Raw genomic sequence first — 20,245 nt, 5'->3', positions numbered from 1 at the left:
AATAGTATCGCTCTTAAAGGTGGCTTAACAATCGATTTTATCGAGAGTATGCTTAAGTAATGAAAATACAATTTCTCGGTGCAGCTGGTGAGGTTACAGGCTCAAGACATTCTGTAGAGGCTACTGTTGGTGGACGTGAAGTCCGGTTCATTGTGGACTTTGGTATGTTCCAGGGTGGGCGCGAGGCCAGCTTTAAGAATCTGGAGCCTTTGCCGTTTTCTCCCAAAGAAATTGATTTTATTGTGTTGACTCATGCGCATATTGACCATAGCGGTCTATTGCCAAGACTGTGCGCCCAAGGATTTACTGGCCCGATCTACTGTACAGATGCCACATTTGAGTTACTCAAGATTTTGTTGCCAGATAGTGCTCACCTTCAGCGCTCTGATGTCGAGCGGGCAGAGCGTAGGCAAAAAGCGGGTAAGTGGCGTGGGGACTTACCGGTAGCGCTGTACTCAATGGAAGAGGCTGAGCTTGCGCTCGGCCAATGTGAAGTGTTGTCTTACGGAGAACATGTCGAGCTTTGCAAGGGAATTCATTTAGAGTTTCTAAATGCGGGACATATTTTGGGATCGGCGATTGCTGTAATCGACATTACCGAGGATCATGCCCAGAAAAAGCGCTGTGTGTTTTCTGGGGATATTGGGATGAAGGGTAAGTTATTGATGCCCGATCCTGCCAGAATTGCTCAAGCCGATGTAGTAGTGGTGGAGTCAACTTATGGCGACCGCTTGCATAAAACTTTAGCTGATACAGAGTCTGAATTAATTGAAGTGGTCACCAGTACTCTGAGTGCCCATGGAAATATTATTATTCCCGCCTTTGCAGTAGGTCGTACACAGGAGATGCTGTTTCTATTGATTGATCTAGTAAGGCGTAAATTATTGCCTCATCTCAGTATTTGGGTGGACTCACCGATGGCAACAGCGGCCACTCATTTAACTCAACGTTTTTTTGCTCAACTAGATAAAGAGTCTCAATCTACTTTTGAATGGTTTAAGAAAAATCCTGGTGCGGTTGATCTGAGATTCATTGCGGATGTAGAGGAGTCAAAAGCCCTCAATAAGATTAAGGGTGGGGCGATCATTATTTCAGCAAGTGGTATGTGCGATGCAGGTCGTATCGTTCATCATCTACAAAATAATTTGCCACGGGCACAAAATGCGATTGTGATTACCGGCTTTCAGGCGTATGGTAGCTTAGGTCGTCGCTTGGTAGATAAGGCAGCTAAAGTGCGACTCTTTGGCGAAGAGGTTCAAGTTCGTGCATCCGTTCATACGATTGGCGGTTTATCCGCTCATGCTGATCAGGCTGGCTTATTGGATTGGCTGCGTGGCTTTGAGTCGGCACCCAAATCCGTATTTGTGGTGCACGGTGAACCGGAGGCGTCGGCCGTCTTGGCTCAGACCATTCGTGACGAACTGGAGTGGAAAAACGTGATTATTCCGGAGCGTCTACACACCTATTCTTGTTGAGGCTTATTCAGCTACCTTAGCACCCTGAACTTGGTGGCGCAACATGGCCTCTGCGATAAATCCTGAGGTCTTGAGTTCTTGAATCACACTACTAAGGTAGACATTAATTTTTTCAAAATCAACACGTGCCTTAGGAATGCCAATGGCCTGATTGATCACCATAAATCGTTCGGGTAGCATGCGTAAACCATCGTAGCGCAGGGCATCACTTTCTAATTGTTGTTTAACTCCAGCGGCAACGTTTCCAATGCCCTTCATAAAGTCATCCACCACAGCTTGAGAATTAGCAGAACGTAGCAGACTAGCGTGTTTGATTTCTCGAGTAAGGTAAAGATCATATGCACTACCTTTACCAACAACAATTTCATTACCTGCTGCATCTACATCTTCATTCTTAGTGAGTGGTGAAGAGTCCTTCACCATATAAGCCCCCTCAATCTGAATATAGGCAGGGGTGTAGCTGATATCGGCCCCACGAACCGGGTCGATTGCTACAAATACCAAGTCCACCTCATTTGATTTAACTGCCTCAACAGTAGCTCCTGCCATTGGATAGCAGGTAAACGTAATAGGTAGTTGTAGCTTGGTAGCAATGTAATTTGCTATATCCACAGTAATCCCTTTGGGACCCCCTGTGTTGCCATCCAAGCTAGCCAAAAGAGGGTTGCCTAAATTAATACCGACTCGCAAGGTGCCGGTTGGAACAAAAGAGCTCAGCAGGGAAGGGTTGAGTGTATTCATATGCAAAGTGGAGAAAAAGAAAACAAAAAGCTGTGGCAAACCAAGCTCTATTTCCTCTCATATTAAGGTTTCTGGGGCTGCTAGTAAATTGGAATAAGCCCCATCAGTGAATGAATGCAATATTCTAGGTACTATTACCCTTTCTGATGCTGTATCTAGAGGTCCAAATATGAGCCCAAGACTCCCGATCAATAATTCTCAAACTATCACTGATTTTCTGAATCTTCAGAAAAGCCAGTTGGAGGAAAAGAGTTCTGAAGACTCCTATCGATTTGCTTTTGATGACCAAGCCTTTTTAGCTCGTCGTGAAACTTTAGGCTTGCGCTTTCAGTTGGAGTTGTTAAAGCCTGAGATCTTATTGCATGAGCGAGGTATTGAGCACACGATTACTGTATTTGGTTCCACTCGTTTTATTAGCTGTGAAGCGGCACGAGAGCTAGAGAAGAATGCCAAAACTCCAGAGGCTGTAGCAGAAGTTAAAAGAGCATTACTGCATTGCAAATACTACGATTCGGCAAGGGAGTTTGGGGCAATTGTTGCTGCTTATAACGCTACGCAATCTGAGAATCGAAATAAGCTACACATCGCTACTGGTGGTGGGCCTGGAATTATGGAAGCTGCTAATCGTGGTGCTTTTGAGGCGGGGGATGAGACGATTGGTTTTAACATCAGCTTACCGCGAGAGCAGTATCCCAATCCCTATCTCACACCCGGTTTAAGTTTCCGCTTTCATTATTTTGCTATTCGCAAGATGCACTTCATGCTCAGGGCGAGGGCGATTGTGGCTTATCCAGGCGGTTTCGGTTCTTTTGACGAACTCTTTGAGGTGCTCACTTTAATGCAGACGAAGAAGGTGGATCGATTTCCGATCATCTTAGTGGGCAAGACATTCTGGCAGGAGGTGATTAACTTCCACCAGATGCTTGAGCATGGGGTGATTGAGCAGGCAGATTTGGATTTAATCCACTTTGTTGAAACTGCTCAAGAAGCTTGGGACGTCATTCGTAACTGGTATCAGTTGGCCTAGTAGGTTCATGAGAACGGTAAAATAGGCTCACAGACACCATGACTATTTCCAACACCTTATCCCTCAGCTCCGAACTAGACCTACCGGCCTATTTGTTTGGCATTGCCATGCTTTTAGTGGTCATGTTGGTACACGGTCTTGCTTTACTTCAAATTGCGAAACGCTATGAGGTGAAATCATTCCTATATCTTTCAGAGCATAAGTACTCTTCAGTAGCTATCGTGTTTTATATCAGCGTGCTCTGTTTATTTCTGACACACATCTTTGAAATCATTCTCTGGGGGATTGCCCTCAAAGCTTTTAATCTCTTGCCAAATTTGGGTGAGAGTATTTTATTTAGTGGCAGCACCTATACCGCAATGGGTTTTATGGATGACCTCCTGCCAAAAGGTTGGAAGATGCTGGCGATCATCATTGCTTTCTCCGGGATGTTTGCTTTTGCCTGGACTGCTTCTGTCATGATTTCGATGACCAAGAACTTCCGCCAAGCCTATACCCGTTTGCATATGCAAAAACTGAACTTGCCTGCCGATGTCATTGAGCGCTTTAAGTAAGTCATGAGTAGATCTTGGGATGCCATCATCATCGGTGGTGGTGCAGCTGGACTATTCTGCGCTGGAGTTGCTGGCCAGTTAGGTAAAAAGGTCTTAGTGCTAGACCATGCAGATGTCTTGTGTGAAAAAATTCGTATCAGTGGCGGAGGGCGATGCAACTTTACCAATCTCCACAGCAGTCCAGCTAATTTTCTCTCCTTAAATCCGCACTTTGTAAAAAGTGCTTTATCTCGCTATCCCGCAAAAGAATTTATTCAGCTCGTACAGTCATACCGAATTGCTTATCACGAGAAACATCAGGGGCAATTATTTTGCGATGACTCCGCTAAGCAGATTATTGAGATGCTATTGAGTGAATGCGCCAAGGGACATGTTGATATTCGTCATCCAGTTACAGTGAAGTCCATTTCTCATGAGGCAGGGATATGGAGTGTTAAAACCAATGCCGGTACTGAGAGAGCACGTTCTGTGGTGATGGCAACAGGGGGTCTACCAGTCCCTGCTATTGGGGCCACGGCATACTCTTTAGATATCGCTAAGCAGTTTGGATTGAATGTAGTCCATCCACGCCCCGCATTAGTGCCGCTCTCCTTTACCTCTGGAGAATTTGATCATCTAACGGCCTTATCTGGTCTCAGTTTGCCGGTTCGTATTGCCGCAGGATCAAAGGGTAATCGTTATGGTGCATGCCGCTTTAACGAAGACTTGCTCTTAACTCACAAAGGCCTCTCGGGCCCAGCAGTCCTCCAGGCTAGTAGCTACTGGACTGAGGGTGAGGTGATTCATATTGATTGGTTGGGTGCTGTCGAGGTCAATGGGAGTTTCAGTTGCGATGAATTATTTAATGACGAAGACAATCGACTGAAGTTGACTGAAAATATCTTAGCCTCCGTCATGCCACTACGTTTAGCAAAGGCATTTGCAGAACAAAAAAATCTCTTAGGTAAAAAATGGGCTGAGGTCTCTAAAAAGGATAGGCAAGCTCTCAAAGAGCTGATTACCAATTGGTCAGTAAAACCGGCTGGAACCCTGGGCTGGAAAAAAGCAGAAGTGATGTTGGGTGGTGTAGACACTAAAGAGTTAGATGGTCAGACTTTAATGGCTCGTAAGCACCCAGGTTTGTATTTCATTGGAGAGTGCGTTGATGTAACTGGACACCTTGGTGGTCATAACTTTCAATGGGCTTGGGCTAGTGGTTTTGCCTGTGCACATTCCATCTAGATCAAGCTGCCAAGCAGTGCATTAGTTTGCTTGGTTTCTCATCCAGTCTGCGGTATTGAAAAAAGATTCCTCAAGCTGGGCACCAATCTGACCATCAATACCGCAGTCTTCCATGGCTCGATACATACAGGCTAGCCATTGATTGCGCTCCTTTAGGCCGATCTTAAAGGGTAGGTGCCTGGCACGAAGCATGGGGTGGCCATACTTCGGCGAGTAAACATCTGGACCACCTAACCAGCCCGATAAAAATAGTTTGAGCTTATCTCTAGAGCTCGAAAGATCCTCGGAGTGCATAGCCCGCAACTCGGCGAAAGGCTCCTCTAGCGCCATCAAATCATAGAAGCGGTCAACTAGCTCCTCAACCTTTGCCGCACCACCAATAATCTCGTAAGGGATTTTTCTTTCGCTCATACCTGAATTTTAATGCCAATTTAATGCCAACAAAGGGGGAGAATTGGCAAGTTCCTATTTTGGGTATAGAGTGGAAGTATCGGTTTTTGATGGCTCACCGCTCTAATTTAACTACAGGAGAAATGTAATGGATAAGAAAGACATTCAAGCATGGCAACAAGAGAAGGCAAAGGAGTTATTTGATTACTCCCATAAATTATTAGATGCCGCAAAGGATCTCAGTGCGCACCATCTCGAGGAAATTCAGTGGGGTATGAAAAATGCAATGGAGAGTGCCAAGTCAGCTGCTAAGAACGATCTTGTTAAGCTCAAAGAGCTCCAGGAATCTGCCGCAAAAGAGGCTGCTAAGCGTGCAACTGTTTATCAGAAGAAAGTGAAATCAGTTCTGAAAGAGATTGGCGATGACGCAGCGGATGGCACTGAGAAACATCTTGAAAAGGTTCGCAGTTCTTTAGTAAGTTGGCTTGAAGATGTTGAAGATAAAATTCCAGGTCATGCTGATAAGTTATCTAAGGTAGTTCATGACATGTCCACTGCCGGCCAAAAGATGTTTAAAGAAGGTCGAAAAATTGTGAACCAAGTCGCAGATGCTGCTGAGAAAAACATTGAGGATCTCAGAAGTTCATCTCCTAGCAAGAAGAAAACGAAGTAAGTATTTTTAAGTCCGTTGCCAATAAAAAAGCCGTCAATCAATGACGGCTTTTTTACACCCAGCCCTGAAGCCAGACCCCAGTTGCTTTCAGGTCTCGCCAAGGAATGATTTGCACACTCTTGTCAAAGACGGCTTCTAGCTCAATGAACTCAATAGGCATTTCAGGTGGCTCTGGAATAATGACCTTGCTAACGAGAAAGTGTTTGCGTTTATTAATGGGTTTAACTGCCGTCCACTTAGTCAGCAACAGCTTCTTTGGATTGAGTGAGTTTTGATTCTTAGAGGGCATTGCACTGAAATTCATTGGCATTACTAATTAATTGACCAGAGCTGGGTATAAAGCTTTTATTAGAGCTTTGGATTTGAGCTGGGCACTTCACATCAAAATAGCTCACAGGCCCCAAGCTGCCGCAGTAATCAAGCTGACGATCCTGAAACTGCATTTGAGCTTTTTTGAGAACCATCGGGTACTTGATTCCGGCGCTATCGATGCATGACCAGGTTGTATAGGTTTCTCTCTCGCAGGCTAAAAGACCTAAAGATAAGATGACCAGTGCAGTTGTTTTATGCATAAGGCATTCTAAGTTGCTAAGGCCAAAGCTGCGCAACCAATATCAACTATAGAACCCAGAAGTGATGAGTGCCATCCTTGCCTAGCTGTTCAACCAAGCCATACTCCCAATCTAGGTAGGCCTGCATTGCTGCTGGATCGACGCTAGTGCCTTCATACGGGCGTTTATAACGGTCCAGCGGAGGTGACGCTAGGTGTGTGGCACCTTTTTCAAGAGTTAAGCCTGCATCAATCCAAGCTTTATTACCGCCAGCAAGAACAAAAACTGCTGATCCTGTTAGCGCCTGTATTTCATTTGCAGCAAAGATTGCAAGTTCACCGGTTGTGCTTGTGAGGACGAGACGATTTGCGGTTGGTAGATTTTTCATCGCGTTTGAAAACTGTGAGCGCAGTGCAAACCAACTTCCAGGAATATGACCTTTCACATAATTTGCATGAGTGCTCAGATCTATACAGATGGTTGTGGTATCACTCTCTAGCCAAGAAGAGGCTGTCTTGACATCTACTGTTTGAATCTGAGGCGTAATTGGTAGGGCGGGAGTCCATACCCCTTTCTCAGTAAGGTCGGTAGCTTTGATGTCATCAATCACGTAGACGTCCCAAGCCATTTGGGCAAGCCATGAGGCAGGCATATTGGCTCGAACACCACCTGGGTCAGATAGTACGATTCGTGCGCCACGAACCGGCGCTACCATTTCTGTTTCTTGTACTAATTGCCCGCCTGGTGTGGAGCGGAATCCTGGAAGATGGCCTGCTTCAAATTCTTCAGGGGTTCTTGGATCAAAGAAATAGGTGGTACGTTCTGCTTGAGATTTCCATTGCGCAATATCTGCAAGCTTTACTCGCTTTACCCCAGCCTGATCCGCAACGCTACGTGCACGTTTCGCGGCTTCACTCGCAGTGCTTTCGCTAACCTCTTTGAATTTACGACTTTGCCCCTTATCTAATTCTTGCCCAGCTAAGGTCCAGCCAATTGTGCCATTGCGCAAAGCATTCACCTCATTGGGAATGCCTGCATTAATTAGGGATTGAGTGCCGATGATGCTGCGTGTTCTTCCGGCGCAGTTCACGATGATCTTGGTCTTTGGATTGGGGGCAATTTCAGGAACGCGCAATACCAATTCAGCACCCGGTACGCTAATGCCCGTTGGGATGCTCATGGTGTTGTATTCATCAAAGCGACGTACGTCTACCACCACAACATCTTCTTGATCATCAATCAGCTTCTTCACTTCTTGGGCAGACAAAGAGGGGGTATGTCTTTTCGATTCTACGAATTCACCAAAAGATTTGCTGGGTACATTGACGTCCTTAAATACTTCACCGCCGGCAGCTTTCCAGGCAGGAATGCCACCTTTAAAAACAGAAACATCCAAGTAACCTAGCTCTAAGAGTCTTTGTGCTGCCAACTCTGCAGCGCCTTCGCCATCATCGAGTGTGACGATGGGCACATCTTTTCTGGGAAGTTTGCTAAACGCATCGACTTCAAGACGTGACAACGGAAAGTTAGCCGCAAACAAAGGATGCTCTTGAGCATGGGGATCTTCTTCACGAATATCTAGCAGTGCAACTTCTTCTTTTTTAAGTAGCTTATTTCGAACAAATGCGTAGTCTTGATATTTGATGGACATGGGTTTCTCTCTTGATTTTTGTTGATGCCGGCTGATGCTGGATGCGGGGAGTAGGGGTCATATTGCTACCTCACTCCAGCGCTCCATTTTTAGATCTTGAGGCCACCCCTGAGGGAGGGTGCCGAAAGCACGATTTTGAGCCTGAAAAACGACTTATTGATGATTTTCACGTGTGTCTCCGTTAGTTTTTTTGTTTTTTGTATTTTGTAGGATTTATAGCATCTAAGAGTTATCCCTGATATCGCCGATCAAATCCTGTGGTTTTTATAGGGATATACTAATTCTGAGCTGATTACTCACACATTGAACGGTTACATAGGAGACAAGATGTCACAACACGATACATTGTTGGCTGCTTTCGAAACTTATAAAGCAGAAAACGAAAAGTTTATTGAAAAGGGTGTTAAGGCATCCGCTGCGCGTGCTCGTAAGGCTTTGCAAGAAATTGCTGGGGCTTGCAAAGAGCGTCGTAAAGAAATTACAGCCGCTAAAGAAGCGATGGAAGCAAAGAAGTAATTCTTCTTTCTCCGAATTAAATTCAGCCTAGCCCCCAAAAGGAGCTGGGCTTTATTTTTATACGCTGACAGAAAATAAGGTTAACTTCATGGCTCTGCTTCTGACTGGCAGCAAGCCTTGATATTCTGGGCTGCTAGCCCATGCCTGGGAGTCCGATAGGCTCGGAAACTCTAGCTCCACAAATGCACTAAACGAATCGCACTCCAATTCATTCCAGAGGAATGAATGAAATGATCCTCGGCTTGCAATTTTCCCTTGATATAGGGCTACCGTAGCCCCTACTTGAGACCGATACTCCTCAAATGCCTCTGGGTCATTTACCTGAATGAGGCCAATCACTTTAATCCCCATGATATCCCCCGAAAAAATTTATCAAGTTCATTAAAGCAATACCTCTAGAAATTGATTTTGCTTGCCGGTCATTTTTCCAATGACACAGGCACTAGTAAAGCCATGCTGTTTAAAGATCTCTATCACAGCGCTTACGGCATCTGCGCTACAAGAAACCAATAGGCCACCACTAGTCTGAGGATCAGTAAGAAGGGCTTGTTGTGCAGGGCTAAATTGTTTTGGTAAATGGACTTGTGAGCCGTAGCTTTGCCAGTTGCGATCCGATGCGCCCGTAATGACTCCCTGATCAGCTAGATCCTGAACATGAGAAAGCAGGGGTACTTGTTGCCAGTCAATTTGCGCAGTCAGTTTTGAAGCGCGAGCCAATTCCAAAGTATGGCCTGCTAAGCCAAAACCGGTCACATCAGTTAAGGCATGTACGCCAGCCAGTTTAGCTAGGTCTGGACCAGCAGAATTTAACTTAGTTGTGTTGGCGATCATCTCTTGGTATCCCGCACCATCGAGCAGATCTTTCTTGAGGGCGGCAGATAGAATGCCCACTCCCAATGGTTTGCCTAAAATGAGTACATCATCAGCCTCAGCAGCAGCATTACTCTTCACGAGTTTGGGGTCAACAATACCGATAGCAACTAAGCCGTAAATGGGTTCAACTGAATCAATCGTGTGACCGCCAGCAATCGGAATTCCGGCAGATCTACAGGCTTCAGCACCGCCTTCTAAGATTCGGGCAATGGTTGCATTTGAAAGTACTTTAATTGGCATGCCAACAAGCGCTAAGGCAAATATTGGAGTACCGCCCATGGCATAAATATCGCTGATGGCATTCGTGGCAGCAATCTTGCCAAAATCAAATGGATCATCCACGATTGGCATAAAGAAATCCGTTGTGGCAACAATCGCTTGCGACTCATTGATTTGATATACGGCGGCATCATCTGAGGTCTCAATACCAATCAAGAGCTCTTTAGGAAACGGTAGTTGTGGAACGCTTTTCAGAATCTCCGAGAGAACTCCGGGGGCGATCTTGCAGCCACAGCCACCGCCATGGGAGAGTGAGGTTAAACGGGGCTCTTGAGGGCTTTGGGTATTCATATCAATTAACTATACGTATTAATGCTTGCAATATTAACGGAAATCTATTGATTGAAACTTCGCTTTGGCGGGCTGCTCCGTTTTGCCGCGGGTTTGCCTCCGCCATTGCCGCCACCAGCACTACCCGGTCTAGGCTTGCGAGATTGTTGGTGCTGTTGGCTTCGTAATTGGATTGGTTGCGCCACGGCATTAGGATCTGGCTCAAATCCAGCTATCACTTCTTGCGGTAGTTTTTGCTTGATGAGCTTTTCAATATCGCGGAGCATTTGATGTTCATCAACGCAGACTAAAGACACAGCAACCCCATTTGAACCTGCTCTACCGGTTCTACCGATGCGGTGAACATAATCTTCAGAGACATTGGGTAAGTCATAGTTCACAACATGGGGCAATTGATCAATATCGATACCGCGTGCGGCAATATCAGTAGCAACTAAGACGATGATTTTCCCATCCTTAAATTCTGCTAAGGCTTTAGTGCGAGCGCTTTGACTTTTATTACCATGAATGGCCATGGCAGTGATGCCATCTTTTTCCAACTGGGTCACTAATTTATTGGCACCATGTTTGGTGCGAGTAAATACGAGCACTTGTTGCCACTGATTGGATTTAATCAAATGCGCTAACAAAGGATGCTTTTGGTTTCTGTCTACTGGGTGGATGAGTTGAGCAATTGCTTCATTGGTGCTATTACTACGTGCCACTTCAATTAAGGCTGGTGAATTGAGTAAGCCATCTGCCAAAGCTTTGATCTCGGTAGAGAAGGTGGCTGAAAACAATAAGTTCTGACGTTGCTTTGGTAGTGCAGCCAAAATCTTTTTAATGTCACGCAAGAAGCCCATATCCAGCATGCGATCAGCTTCGTCCAGAACGAGGATTTCAATATTGGCAAGTGAAACGCAGTTTTGTGACATCAAATCTAGTAAGCGACCTGGTGTTGCTACCAAAATGTCCAAGCCAGCTGCAATAGCCTTGATTTGAGGATTAGCGCCGACACCGCCAAAGATGACAGTGGATTTTAGGCCAGTGTATTTGCCGTAAGTCACAACAGACTCTTGAACTTGAGCAGCTAACTCGCGAGTAGGAGTCAGAATCAATACGCGTAATTGACGTTTGCCACTTGCCTTGGAGGTGCTGCTTAAGCGCTGCAAAATGGGCAGGGTAAAGCCTGCAGTTTTGCCAGTGCCGGTTTGGGCTGCTGCGAGTAAATCTCCACCTTTTAATACGGCAGGAATAGATTTTTCTTGAATGGGGGTAGGGCTGGTATAGCCTTCCTCGCTAATAGCGCGAAGGATGGATTCTGATAAACCAAGATCTGTAAATAACATAGGGGCCAAATAAATATTGACCCGTATTCAATTAAACGACTATCCCGGTCAATGGGGTGAGCTGCCACACTTACAGTGTTTGCAGAAAGAGAGTCTATTTTAAGCTATCAAACCCTATTGCTTGCTGTATTCCAAAGATTGGGTGTTACAGAATTCGCATACCCCGAGATAAATAATTTTTCCGTGCCTGTAGTTGGGTCAAATACTGCTCGCTCAATGCGCCCAATATTTCCGCCATATACATGAATGCTGATTGAGGTTTGATCGCTTAAGGCATTCTCGACCACGTGAATATCATGTGTATTGGGAGATACGGTAGCAACTTGACCTGGCTGGCAAAGGAATGACTCATCTGCTTTATAGCTGCCATCAGTCTGTTGGTGATAGTCAGCACTGCGTTCTTGCCCTCGTAGCTGTCCAACCATGCCCCAAACGGTATGATTATGTAATGGTGTTTTTTGACCGGGACCCCAAACAAAGCTGACTACTGAAAAGCGATCGAGTGGATCTGCATAGAGAAGGTACTGTTGGTAGTACTGGGGATGGGCTTTGCAAAATTCCTCCGGTAGCCAGTCATCCACGGCAACTAAATTCTCCAAGAGCGCTTTTCCTTTGGAGAAAATGATCTCTTCACTGGGCTTGGTCTCTAGTAGTATCGCCAGCTCTTTAACGAAAGTCAGTAACTTGCCTTCTTGCATATATGCTCCAGGATTGAGGTACTACTGATTAGCTGAAAACAGCCAATCGGGGAAGCCCTTCGGTTTGAGGGTGGTGGTATCAACGCAGACAATATGTAGAACTGCGCTGGCAATCAGCTCAGGCTCCATGCCTTCAACAATGCGTTTTGCAGTTTGCTTGACAGCAATTTGGGTTCTGCCGCGATTCTCAATAACTTGATCAATGCTCAGAAGATCATCTAAGCGTCCAGGCCGATGAAAATTCATGGTGATTTCTCGAACTGGGAGAACAATGCCGAACTCATTCACCAGTTTTGTTGGGCTTAGACCTCTTTGCTGGAGCCACTCCGAGCGACTTCTCTCAAAAATCTCTAAATAGCGAGCGTGATACACAAATCCGGCTGCATCAGTATCTGAGTAGCAAACTCGAAAGAGGAAGGGCGGGTTAGTGGCTTGGGTGGATTGAGTCATGATGAATGAAGTGTCTTTAGATATTGAGAATCATATCGCGATGTGCGATGCCTGCCTCGTCGTAAATATCACCTTGTGCAATAAACCCAAACTGCTCATAAAAAGGAATAGCTGATAACTGGGCATGGAGCTCAATTTTCACCATGTTTTGAGAGGTCGCCTGTTGAAGTAAGGTGCGAAGTAGTTGAGTGCCAATTCCACCCCTGCGGTATGCAGCCAGTACCGCCATGCGTCCAATTCTGCCAATGTTCCCAGGCATTGTGACTAGGCGTGCAGTGCCAATGGCTTGAGAGTCAAGGTAGGCAAGAGCATGCTGTGCGAGCGGGTCAAATTCATCTAGCTCCATATCCTCTGGAACCCCTTGCTCTTCAATAAACACGCACTTTCTTATTAAATAGGCCTCGTTCTTAGCCTCTTGCCAGGGTTTAATCAAGATCACGTGCAGTCTCTTTGCTGTGTATGTTGAGGTGAATGGCTCATTAAACATCTAATGTAGCAAATTGCACCTATATAAGCTTTAAATATTAGCCCCAAGGCTTATCACCAAGCCACTTCATGGGTAAAATGGAAGAGCGGGCTAGCTTAGCAATGCCCCATAAAACCTTTATCTAGGAGTTATTTTGAAGAAATCTTTATTAGCTACATTAGTTGCATCACTCGGTTTAGTTGTTGGAAGTTCGGTATTTGCTCAAGCACCGGCAAAGATGTTGCCTTTGGCTGCAGAAGCTGTTGTATTGACTGCCACTGTTGATTCAGTGGATGTAAAGAAGCGCATTGTCGTTTTGAAGGATGTGAATGGCAATCTGGCACAAATGAATGTATCCAAGCAAGTGAATGACTTGGATAAAGTAAAGAAAGGCGATCTGTTCGTAGTTGAGCATGCTCAAGCGATTGCAGTTGGCTTGGTTGCAGCACCAAAAGATGCCAAGCCAGGCGTTTCTGGCGTTCGCTCAGTAGTAGTAGCAGGTAAGGGTTCTGCTAAGCCATTTGAAGAAACGACTGATACTGTTTATGCCACAGTGAAGATCAGCACAATTGATGCAAAGACCCGTGTTGTCACTTTCACATTGCCATCAGGTGAGAAGCAAAAAGTGAAGGTTGATCAAAGCGTGTTAGGTCTTGAGAAATTCAAGGCTGGCGATGACGTTATGGTTGAGTTCGTTGATGACACAGCGATTGGCTTTGTAACACCAAAGAAATAAGCAAAGAAAGAAGCATTAAAAACTACTTCAGCATGAGTCATGCTGGAGCAGTAAAGAAAAAGGCCCGCTATGCGGGCCTTTTGCATACCGAATAAAAGATTAAGCGTCTTTAGCAATCATGACATCAGAAGCTTTGATTACAGCCCAAGCTTGATCGCCAACTTTAAGTTTGAGTTCATCTACTGCCTCATTGGTAATAGAGGCAGTAACGATATGGCCAGAGCCAATATCGATTTTCACGTGAGAGGTGGTTTGACCCATTTTGAGCTCAACCACTTTGCCGCTGAGAGTATTGCGTGCGCTGAGTTTGACTTTAAGTTCCATGATTTCTCCTAGTGGACGTATTGTTTAGCATAGGTAGCATCATTGTAGAGGGCCTCCTTGTATTGCGACTTGCCATAATTGCGAATGATCGCCTGACCCTCATCTGACGCTACAAATCGGATGAAATTAGCAGCAATATCGCGATTCTCAGTTGCACCTACGGGAGCAACTAAAGCATCGTAGGTATTGACTAGGTAAGGATCCCCGCGATAAAGAATTTGCAGATCAGGAGCGACATTTTTCTCTGCCACCCAGGTGCTGCTATCTGTCATGAAATAGGCTTTATCTGCATTCGCCCTTTTAAGCGATGCTGTCATAAAGTCATTGGTCACGATGTACCAATTTCCCTCGGGTGTGATTCCAGCCTTTTTCCAAATATCCATTTCTTTTTGATGTGTACCGGATTTATCCCCTCGAGAGATAAAGTTAGCCTGCAAGTTCGCGATCTTTGCATAAGCATCTGCACCACTGCTAGCAGATTTAATTTTTGCCGCATCCGCTTTAGGCCCAACGATATAAAACTCATTAGAGCCAATGAGCGTTCTCCCGGTTGCCCAACCTTCAGCAATAGCTTTGTTCACACCAGCTGGTGCATGCACCATGATCATGTCAACCTGCTGTGTCTTAAGTAAGTTGAGGGAGGCGCCGCTTCCCGCCTTAATCCACACCAGGCGCGCACCTTCCTTCTTGTCAAAGGCCTCACCAAGTTGCTGTAGTAAGCCTAATTCCCCAGGGCTACCGGTTGCCAATTTAAAACTCTTGGAACCCTGACCATAGGTGGCTTCTACTTTTGGGGGGCTGGATTGCGCTAGCGATGTTTGCATTCCAAGTCCCATTAATAAAGTGGCAAAAAGTGCGCTGATGAATTGGTGTGAATTTTTCATCTAAATTATTTCTTTGCGTTCGGGAAGAAGAGTTGCTCGCCACCAATTTGGTAACTAGCAATTACGTCTTGCCCGTTCTTGGAAGTAATCCAGTCAATAAATTCTTGGCCTTCAGCTTTTTTCACATGTGGGAATTTTGCTGGGTTAACCAACATCACGCCATATTGATTAAATAGCTTTGGATCGCCTTGAACCAGAATTGTTAAATCGCCACGGTTCTTGAAAGAGAGCCAGGTTGCGCGATCAGTCAGGATGTAGCCATTCATTGCTGAAGCAGTATTGAGCGCTGGACCCATGCCTGAACCAGTTTCTTTATACCAGGCGCTTGGAGCTACTGTAATGCCGGCATCTTTCCAATAGCGTAATTCTGCTGCGTGTGTGCCGCTCTTATCCCCGCGAGATACAAATGGTGCCTGAGCTGCTGCAACTTTCTGAAATGCTGCTTTGATATCTTTTCCGCCTGCAATTTTAGCTGGGTCAGACTTTGGCCCAACCAACACAAAGTCGTTGTACATAACTTCAGTACGTTTTGTACCAAAACCTTCGTTCACAAACTTTTCTTCAGCAGGCTTGTCGTGTACAAACACTACATCGGCATCACCGCGACGACCGATATCTAATGCTTGACCAGTTCCAACTGCAACCACTTTGACATCAATACCAGTCTTCATTTTGAAGATAGGCAACATAAATCCAAAAAGACCAGATTGCTCTGTAGAGGTTGTGGATGACACAACAATACTTTTCTCTTGCGCGTAAGCACAATTGCTGAAAAGTGCTACCGCAGTAATGGCGGTTGCTAATAATCTATTAAATGAGAATTTCATTTGAGTTCACTTTCATTGAGTGTGTTCGGTTAAGATTTGTCATATTACAAAACATGAATATGCAAAAAATTACATATGAGAATTCAGATTCGGCCGACCCTAGTTTTTGGTAGCAAAAACACTAAAGACCCGGCTATCGTTGATTTGGTGTGGTTAACGGCTTTGCTTAAAGACATTGAGCATGGCAAAACACTGATGTCTGCCTGCAAGAAAATGGGCCTGTCCTACAGAAATGTTTGGCAAAAGCTAAATGATGTTGAACAAGCACTTGGTTTCAAGCTCATCGATAGGGTGAGGGGGCATGGCTCCCAGCTATCAGAATATGCTCGGTATTTGATTCAATTTACTGAAGACTTTGATCAAAAGACAATGCGTTTGGGTCAATCTAGTCTCTCGCACTTAGAAGAAGGATTTTCCCAATTTCGAGTTAAAGATAAAAAACAGCTGCGCTTTGCTAGTAGTAGCGATCCCATTATTCAAAAGGCTGTTTTCGAAATTGGTGGATTTGAGCTCATTACAGCTGGATCAGGTGAGGCCTTGGAGCGCTTACTCAACTATGAGGTGGATATTGCAGGTTTCCATGTCTCCGATCCACAAAGCTCTCAAATTATTTCTAAACGGTTGCAAAAAGAGGGGATGCAAATATTTCCTGTAATGAAACGTGTGCAGGGTTTATTGGTGGCCAAAGGCAATCCGCTCAACATTATTTCAATCAAAGATCTACTGAGACCAAAGATTCGCTTTATCAATCGACAGAAAGGTTCCGGTACGCGCTTACTCCTAGACACCATTTTGGCCAAAGAAGGTATGGTTGCTCAGGGTATTAAAGGTTACGAGAACGAAGAATTCACCCACTCCGCAATTGCTACGGCGATATTAGCCAAAAAGGCAGATGTGGGTATGGGAGTGAAAAGCGTTGCCCTGGAGAATGGTTTAGATTTTATTCAACTCAAGGACGAAATCTTTTTTCTAGCTATGAGCGAGGAATTAAGCGTCAACACTGACCTTGCAAAACTCATTCGGAAAATCCGAGTCCTCTCGGGTGCTAGCCCAGGCTATAAATCGATTGGACTAAAGAAGCAGATTGCTGGCTGGCTCTAGCCTGTGAATCAACCCCTGTAAATCAACCCAATAGACCTCCATCCAATCTTGCTTTTATCTGGAATAGCACATTGGTTTAAAAATTGAGATAAATTGTAGGAATGATCAACATTCTCTATTTCTATTGATATGAATTTATCTCTTCGCCCCTGGATTCTTGCCCTTGGTGTTCTAAGCTTTTCTGCCTTTGCCGAGCCTGGCGAGAATACCTATAAACAAGTTTGTGCTGCCTGTCACGGCTCTGGAGTCTTAAATGCTCCCAAGCTGGGTGATAAGGCTAAGTGGGCCCCATTGATTGCAGAGGGGCAAGCCACTCTGACAGCCCATGCATATGTTGGTGTTAGGGGTATGCCTGCTAAAGGAGGCAATCCTAACCTCACAGTAGAGGGCTTCTCCGATGCTGTGGCATACATGGCTAATAAAGCGGGTGGTAACTGGAAAACGCCCGATGCAAAAACTTTGGCCGCCATTAATAAAGAAATTGAAGCGCGCAAAGCTAGCTTAAATAAGAAGCCGTAATAAGATCTAGCAGCGCATGAATTTACAGCCACATCAGATTGAGATTATTGGTTACTGCGCTGCGTTTCTAACAACAATTGCCTTTCTTCCACAGGCTATTCAATCCTGGCGCACTCGAGATCTCTCTGGGATCTCTGTGGGAATGTATAGCCTATTCACTACTGGGGTAGGTTTATGGCTTATTTATGGCCTCATGATTGAGACCTGGCCTTTAATTTTGGCCAATGCCTTAACTTTTGCTCTAGCTTTAAGTATTTTGCTTCTCAAGCTGCGCACCAAAGATCCAAAATGACCTTCTTTTAAGTAGTGTCATAATTCATTTACAAAATATTTATAAAAAATTTGGCACCCATTAGAAAGGCTTTTATGAGCACTGCATACGTCATTGACCCACCAATCATCCCATCTCTTCCGGTGGTGGGTGACACCCGTCGGTTTGCTGTGAATCGTATCTATTGTGTTGGCCGTAACTATGCTGACCATGCACGCGAGATGGGTCATGATCCCGATCGGGAACCCCCATTCTTTTTTATGAAGCCAGCCAATTCGATCGTGACAGACGGTAAGGATATGCAATACCCCAATCTGTCGAATGATGTTCATCATGAAATTGAGATGGTTGTTGCTATCGGTAAGGGTGGCGCCAATATTTCTGCGGATAAGGCTTTAGAGCATGTATATGGTTACGGTGTTGGTCTGGATATGACACGTCGTGACCTACAGGGTGAGGCTAAGAAAATGGGGCGCCCTTGGGATACCGGTAAAGCCTTTGATCAATCCGCTCCTTGTGCTGCGCTGACTCCTGCTGCTCAGTTCGGACATCCGAGTAAGGGCACAGTAAAGCTATTAGTCAATGGTGAAGTGCGCCAAGAGGGTGATCTCAATCAACTGATCTGGAATGTTCCCGACACTATCGCTTATCTCTCCACCTTATTTACTCTTGAACCAGGTGATTTAATTATGTCTGGTACACCTGCAGGTGTTGGCCCCGTTAAAAAGGGTGATGTACTTGAGGGTAGCGTCGAGGGACTTACTCCACTCAAGATTAAGATTGTTTAATTCAAACAATCGCTCTTTAAAACTACTTACCAAGCCATCTTGGCGGGCGTCCTTCAAGGAAGGCATTAACCCCTTCTTTGAAGTCGACGCTGTTGTAAGTTTCTCGCATCAGTTCGGTGCAGTCCGGTAAATTGCTTTCCATCAAACGCGCTAAGGTCACTTTGCTCGCTTTTTGAGTAATTGGCGCAAGTGCAGCTAATTTTTTGGCCAGGGCTTCAGTCGCCTCAGCAATCTCTTCTGGTGAAGTTGTTTGATAAAGGTAGCCTAAGTTCAATAGCTCGGGGGCTCTAACGAGTTCCGCAGTCAATAGCATGCGTTTGACCATGGGCACGCCTAAGTGATTGGCGATCCAGGATAGGTTACTCGGCGACAAACAATTACCTAAGGTTTTTGCTACCGGAATTCCAAAGCGCGCATCAAGAGTGGATATTCTGAAGTCACAAGCAGTAGCAATCAGTAAGCCACTGCCAACCGCCAATCCTTCGATCAGCGCAATGGTTGGAATAGGTAAGTGTTGCAAAGAATGAAAAATAGCATCTACTGCAACTTCATAAGCTTCGTTTTCTTGTAGATCAACAAATTGCTGAATATCGCTACCCGACACAAATGCCTTGTCACCAGCGCCTCGAAAAATAGCCACCCTGATCTCTGGTCTATTTGCTATGTCATCGCAAATTCGCTTGAGCTCTTCGTACATTGGCCAGCTTAAGGCGTTGCGTGCCGCAGGATTGTTAAAGGTAATGCGGGCAATGGAGCCATCGAGCTGGAAGTCGACACTGGGCGAGGTGGTGTTCATGAGTGCATTCTATACAAAAGACCCTTTGGAGCACTTGTTTTTCAAGCTAGAACCCACCTGCGATAGAATTCTTCTATGTATATGTTTCTACCTTTCCTGACAGCTTTGATCGGTCTTGCCCTTGTATGGTTTGAGAAGCGTCTGGCAGGTTTGGTGATGCTGGCTATTACCGTCGGTATCCTGATGTTGTGGTTCCGAGTTCATGCCACTAATCATCTCAATATCAGTCTCTGAGAAAAATGAGTAAACACTCTTTCTCTTCTTTTCCCTCTTTAGCTGCGCTTGGCAATCAATTAGCCTTAGCTGGGATCATTGGCATGCTGTCCTATGCCTTTATTGATCAACTCTATTTTGGCGAGTTACCTTGCCCGCTGTGTTTAATGCAGCGCATGGGTTTTATCATCATCGGCTTCGCTCTGGTATTGAATATCCGCTGTGGCGCTCATTCTTCTCATTACGGCTGGGGAATCATTGGTGGTTTGGTAGGGATGATGGTGTCTTTGCGCCAAGTACTTTTGCATATCTTGCCGGGCGATACAGGATTTGGAAAAACTTTCTTAGAGTTGCATTTTTATACTTGGGCTTATGTAGGCTACGTTGGATTATTAGCAGGTCTAGCTATTTTATTGATGCTGCCTAATCGTGATGTGCGCTCACGATCCCTATTTGCAAATGTTTTAGTGATTACATTTATTCTTCTGGTCTTTGCTAATCTGGCATCCACGCTACTGGAGTGTGGCATTGGTCCTTGCGCTGATGATCCTGTTAAATACGATGGATTAATTTGGTTGCGCTCGCGTTTTGGCATTTAAAAA

28 protein-coding genes are annotated in these 20,245 nt (G+C 45.2%); 13 read left to right on the top strand and 15 right to left on the bottom strand.

The window, feature by feature from the left end:
• Nucleotides 1-59 precede the first annotated feature (59 nt).
• Nucleotides 60-1,475 carry an MBL fold metallo-hydrolase RNA specificity domain-containing protein gene (locus GQ359_RS06160; protein ID WP_215385978.1) on the top strand — a complete coding sequence of 472 codons (1,416 nt, stop codon included), beginning with the start codon at nt 60-62 and terminating at the stop codon, nt 1,473-1,475.
• A 3-nt stretch (nt 1,476-1,478) separates the two neighbouring features.
• On the opposite strand, the gene GQ359_RS06155 is transcribed toward GQ359_RS06160, so the two are convergent.
• Nucleotides 1,479-2,216, bottom strand: coding sequence for an ABC transporter substrate-binding protein (locus GQ359_RS06155; RefSeq protein WP_215385976.1), 738 nt, complete (start codon nt 2,214-2,216; stop codon nt 1,479-1,481).
• Between the two features lie 169 nt (nt 2,217-2,385).
• On the opposite strand from GQ359_RS06155, the gene GQ359_RS06150 reads away from it, so the two are divergent.
• The 3 genes from GQ359_RS06150 to GQ359_RS06140 are packed head-to-tail and all read left to right on the top strand — an operon-like array spanning nt 2,386 to nt 5,018.
• The gene (locus tag GQ359_RS06150; RefSeq protein WP_215385975.1) at nt 2,386-3,243 is read left to right on the top strand and encodes an LOG family protein; all 858 of its coding nucleotides are present in this window, start codon (nt 2,386-2,388) and stop codon (nt 3,241-3,243) included.
• 38 nt (nt 3,244-3,281) lie between these two features.
• Entirely contained in the window at nt 3,282-3,797 is a 516-nt protein-coding gene (locus tag GQ359_RS06145; protein ID WP_215385973.1) for a hypothetical protein, read from the top strand.
• A 3-nt stretch (nt 3,798-3,800) separates the two neighbouring features.
• Nucleotides 3,801-5,018 carry an aminoacetone oxidase family FAD-binding enzyme gene (locus tag GQ359_RS06140; protein WP_215385971.1) on the top strand — a complete coding sequence of 406 codons (1,218 nt, stop codon included), beginning with the start codon at nt 3,801-3,803 and terminating at the stop codon, nt 5,016-5,018.
• 21 nt (nt 5,019-5,039) lie between these two features.
• Here GQ359_RS06140 and GQ359_RS06135 read toward each other — a convergent pair whose 3' ends face one another.
• The gene (locus GQ359_RS06135; RefSeq protein WP_215385969.1) at nt 5,040-5,429 is read right to left on the bottom strand and encodes a group II truncated hemoglobin; all 390 of its coding nucleotides are present in this window, start codon (nt 5,427-5,429) and stop codon (nt 5,040-5,042) included.
• A gap of 127 nt (nt 5,430-5,556) precedes the next feature.
• Between GQ359_RS06135 and GQ359_RS06130 the strand changes: the two genes are divergently transcribed.
• Nucleotides 5,557-6,081: a phasin family protein gene (locus GQ359_RS06130; RefSeq protein WP_215385967.1), complete on the top strand. Its 525-nt coding sequence runs from the start codon at nt 5,557-5,559 to the stop codon at nt 6,079-6,081.
• 52 nt (nt 6,082-6,133) lie between these two features.
• Here GQ359_RS06130 and GQ359_RS06125 read toward each other — a convergent pair whose 3' ends face one another.
• The 3 genes from GQ359_RS06125 to GQ359_RS06115 are packed head-to-tail and all read right to left on the bottom strand — an operon-like array spanning nt 6,134 to nt 8,283.
• Entirely contained in the window at nt 6,134-6,370 is a 237-nt protein-coding gene (locus GQ359_RS06125) for a TIGR02450 family Trp-rich protein (protein ID WP_215385966.1), read from the bottom strand.
• Complete coding sequence (locus tag GQ359_RS06120; RefSeq protein WP_215385964.1) at nt 6,360-6,653, bottom strand: hypothetical protein; 294 nt, start codon at nt 6,651-6,653, stop codon at nt 6,360-6,362. Before GQ359_RS06120 ends, GQ359_RS06125 begins: the two co-directional genes overlap by 11 nt.
• A gap of 46 nt (nt 6,654-6,699) precedes the next feature.
• The gene (locus GQ359_RS06115) at nt 6,700-8,283 is read right to left on the bottom strand and encodes a rhodanese homology domain-containing protein (RefSeq protein ID WP_215385962.1); all 1,584 of its coding nucleotides are present in this window, start codon (nt 8,281-8,283) and stop codon (nt 6,700-6,702) included.
• Nucleotides 8,284-8,610: 327 nt separating this feature from the next.
• Between GQ359_RS06115 and GQ359_RS06110 the strand changes: the two genes are divergently transcribed.
• Nucleotides 8,611-8,799 (top strand): hypothetical protein, encoded by a 189-nt coding sequence (locus GQ359_RS06110; protein ID WP_173942993.1) that lies wholly within the window; start codon nt 8,611-8,613, stop codon nt 8,797-8,799.
• A gap of 57 nt (nt 8,800-8,856) precedes the next feature.
• Here GQ359_RS06110 and GQ359_RS06105 read toward each other — a convergent pair whose 3' ends face one another.
• The 6 genes from GQ359_RS06105 to GQ359_RS06080 form a co-directional block, all read right to left on the bottom strand.
• Nucleotides 8,857-9,150 carry a DUF1330 domain-containing protein gene (locus GQ359_RS06105; protein WP_215385960.1) on the bottom strand — a complete coding sequence of 98 codons (294 nt, stop codon included), beginning with the start codon at nt 9,148-9,150 and terminating at the stop codon, nt 8,857-8,859.
• A gap of 30 nt (nt 9,151-9,180) precedes the next feature.
• Nucleotides 9,181-10,242, bottom strand: coding sequence for a selenide, water dikinase SelD (gene selD / locus GQ359_RS06100; RefSeq protein ID WP_215385959.1), 1,062 nt, complete (start codon nt 10,240-10,242; stop codon nt 9,181-9,183).
• A gap of 44 nt (nt 10,243-10,286) precedes the next feature.
• The gene (locus tag GQ359_RS06095; RefSeq protein WP_215385957.1) at nt 10,287-11,570 is read right to left on the bottom strand and encodes a DEAD/DEAH box helicase; all 1,284 of its coding nucleotides are present in this window, start codon (nt 11,568-11,570) and stop codon (nt 10,287-10,289) included.
• Nucleotides 11,571-11,677: 107 nt separating this feature from the next.
• Nucleotides 11,678-12,268 (bottom strand): hypothetical protein, encoded by a 591-nt coding sequence (locus GQ359_RS06090; protein ID WP_215385954.1) that lies wholly within the window; start codon nt 12,266-12,268, stop codon nt 11,678-11,680.
• Between the two features lie 21 nt (nt 12,269-12,289).
• Nucleotides 12,290-12,718, bottom strand: coding sequence for a YbgC/FadM family acyl-CoA thioesterase (locus GQ359_RS06085; RefSeq protein WP_215385951.1), 429 nt, complete (start codon nt 12,716-12,718; stop codon nt 12,290-12,292).
• A gap of 16 nt (nt 12,719-12,734) precedes the next feature.
• Nucleotides 12,735-13,157: a GNAT family N-acetyltransferase gene (locus tag GQ359_RS06080; protein ID WP_251367840.1), complete on the bottom strand. Its 423-nt coding sequence runs from the start codon at nt 13,155-13,157 to the stop codon at nt 12,735-12,737.
• A gap of 181 nt (nt 13,158-13,338) precedes the next feature.
• Between GQ359_RS06080 and GQ359_RS06075 the strand changes: the two genes are divergently transcribed.
• The gene (locus GQ359_RS06075) at nt 13,339-13,920 is read left to right on the top strand and encodes a hypothetical protein (RefSeq protein WP_251367839.1); all 582 of its coding nucleotides are present in this window, start codon (nt 13,339-13,341) and stop codon (nt 13,918-13,920) included.
• Nucleotides 13,921-14,019: 99 nt separating this feature from the next.
• Here the strand turns inward: GQ359_RS06075 and GQ359_RS06070 are convergent, their stop codons facing one another.
• From GQ359_RS06070 to GQ359_RS06060, 3 genes are read right to left on the bottom strand one after another with little or no spacing between them, the layout of a single operon-like run.
• Nucleotides 14,020-14,244 carry a molybdopterin-binding protein gene (locus tag GQ359_RS06070; protein WP_114654363.1) on the bottom strand — a complete coding sequence of 75 codons (225 nt, stop codon included), beginning with the start codon at nt 14,242-14,244 and terminating at the stop codon, nt 14,020-14,022.
• Between the two features lie 8 nt (nt 14,245-14,252).
• A complete protein-coding gene (locus GQ359_RS06065; RefSeq protein ID WP_215385945.1) occupies nt 14,253-15,128 on the bottom strand; it encodes a substrate-binding domain-containing protein in 876 nt (291 codons plus the stop codon).
• Nucleotides 15,129-15,133: 5 nt separating this feature from the next.
• A complete protein-coding gene (locus GQ359_RS06060; protein ID WP_215385943.1) occupies nt 15,134-15,955 on the bottom strand; it encodes a substrate-binding domain-containing protein in 822 nt (273 codons plus the stop codon).
• A gap of 75 nt (nt 15,956-16,030) precedes the next feature.
• Here GQ359_RS06060 and GQ359_RS06055 point away from each other — a divergent pair, with 75 nt between their 5' ends.
• The 4 genes from GQ359_RS06055 to GQ359_RS06040 all read left to right on the top strand — a co-directional run bounded on the left by GQ359_RS06055 (nt 16,031) and on the right by GQ359_RS06040 (nt 18,634).
• Nucleotides 16,031-17,056, top strand: a complete 1,026-nt coding sequence (locus GQ359_RS06055; protein WP_215385941.1) for a substrate-binding domain-containing protein — start codon at nt 16,031-16,033, stop codon at nt 17,054-17,056.
• A 129-nt stretch (nt 17,057-17,185) separates the two neighbouring features.
• On the top strand, nt 17,186-17,575 hold the full coding sequence (locus GQ359_RS06050) for a cytochrome c5 family protein (RefSeq protein ID WP_215301063.1): 390 nt from the start codon (nt 17,186-17,188) through the stop codon (nt 17,573-17,575).
• Nucleotides 17,576-17,591: 16 nt separating this feature from the next.
• Nucleotides 17,592-17,867, top strand: coding sequence for a SemiSWEET transporter (locus GQ359_RS06045; protein WP_215385939.1), 276 nt, complete (start codon nt 17,592-17,594; stop codon nt 17,865-17,867).
• Nucleotides 17,868-17,941: 74 nt separating this feature from the next.
• Nucleotides 17,942-18,634, top strand: coding sequence for a fumarylacetoacetate hydrolase family protein (locus GQ359_RS06040; protein ID WP_215385937.1), 693 nt, complete (start codon nt 17,942-17,944; stop codon nt 18,632-18,634).
• A 22-nt stretch (nt 18,635-18,656) separates the two neighbouring features.
• On the opposite strand, the gene GQ359_RS06035 is transcribed toward GQ359_RS06040, so the two are convergent.
• Nucleotides 18,657-19,430, bottom strand: a complete 774-nt coding sequence (locus tag GQ359_RS06035) for an enoyl-CoA hydratase/isomerase family protein (RefSeq protein WP_215385935.1) — start codon at nt 19,428-19,430, stop codon at nt 18,657-18,659.
• A 75-nt stretch (nt 19,431-19,505) separates the two neighbouring features.
• On the opposite strand from GQ359_RS06035, the gene GQ359_RS06030 reads away from it, so the two are divergent.
• Nucleotides 19,506-19,664, top strand: coding sequence for a DUF5993 family protein (locus tag GQ359_RS06030; protein WP_215301056.1), 159 nt, complete (start codon nt 19,506-19,508; stop codon nt 19,662-19,664).
• Between the two features lie 5 nt (nt 19,665-19,669).
• Nucleotides 19,670-20,242: a disulfide bond formation protein B gene (locus GQ359_RS06025; protein WP_215385933.1), complete on the top strand. Its 573-nt coding sequence runs from the start codon at nt 19,670-19,672 to the stop codon at nt 20,240-20,242.
• Nucleotides 20,243-20,245 lie beyond the last annotated feature (3 nt).

The sequence above is a fragment of the Polynucleobacter sp. AM-7D1 genome (genome assembly GCF_018688455.1).
In the GTDB taxonomy this organism is placed as follows: Bacteria; Pseudomonadota; Gammaproteobacteria; order Burkholderiales; family Burkholderiaceae; genus Polynucleobacter.
This window is presented reverse-complemented; position numbering and strand designations above follow the sequence as displayed.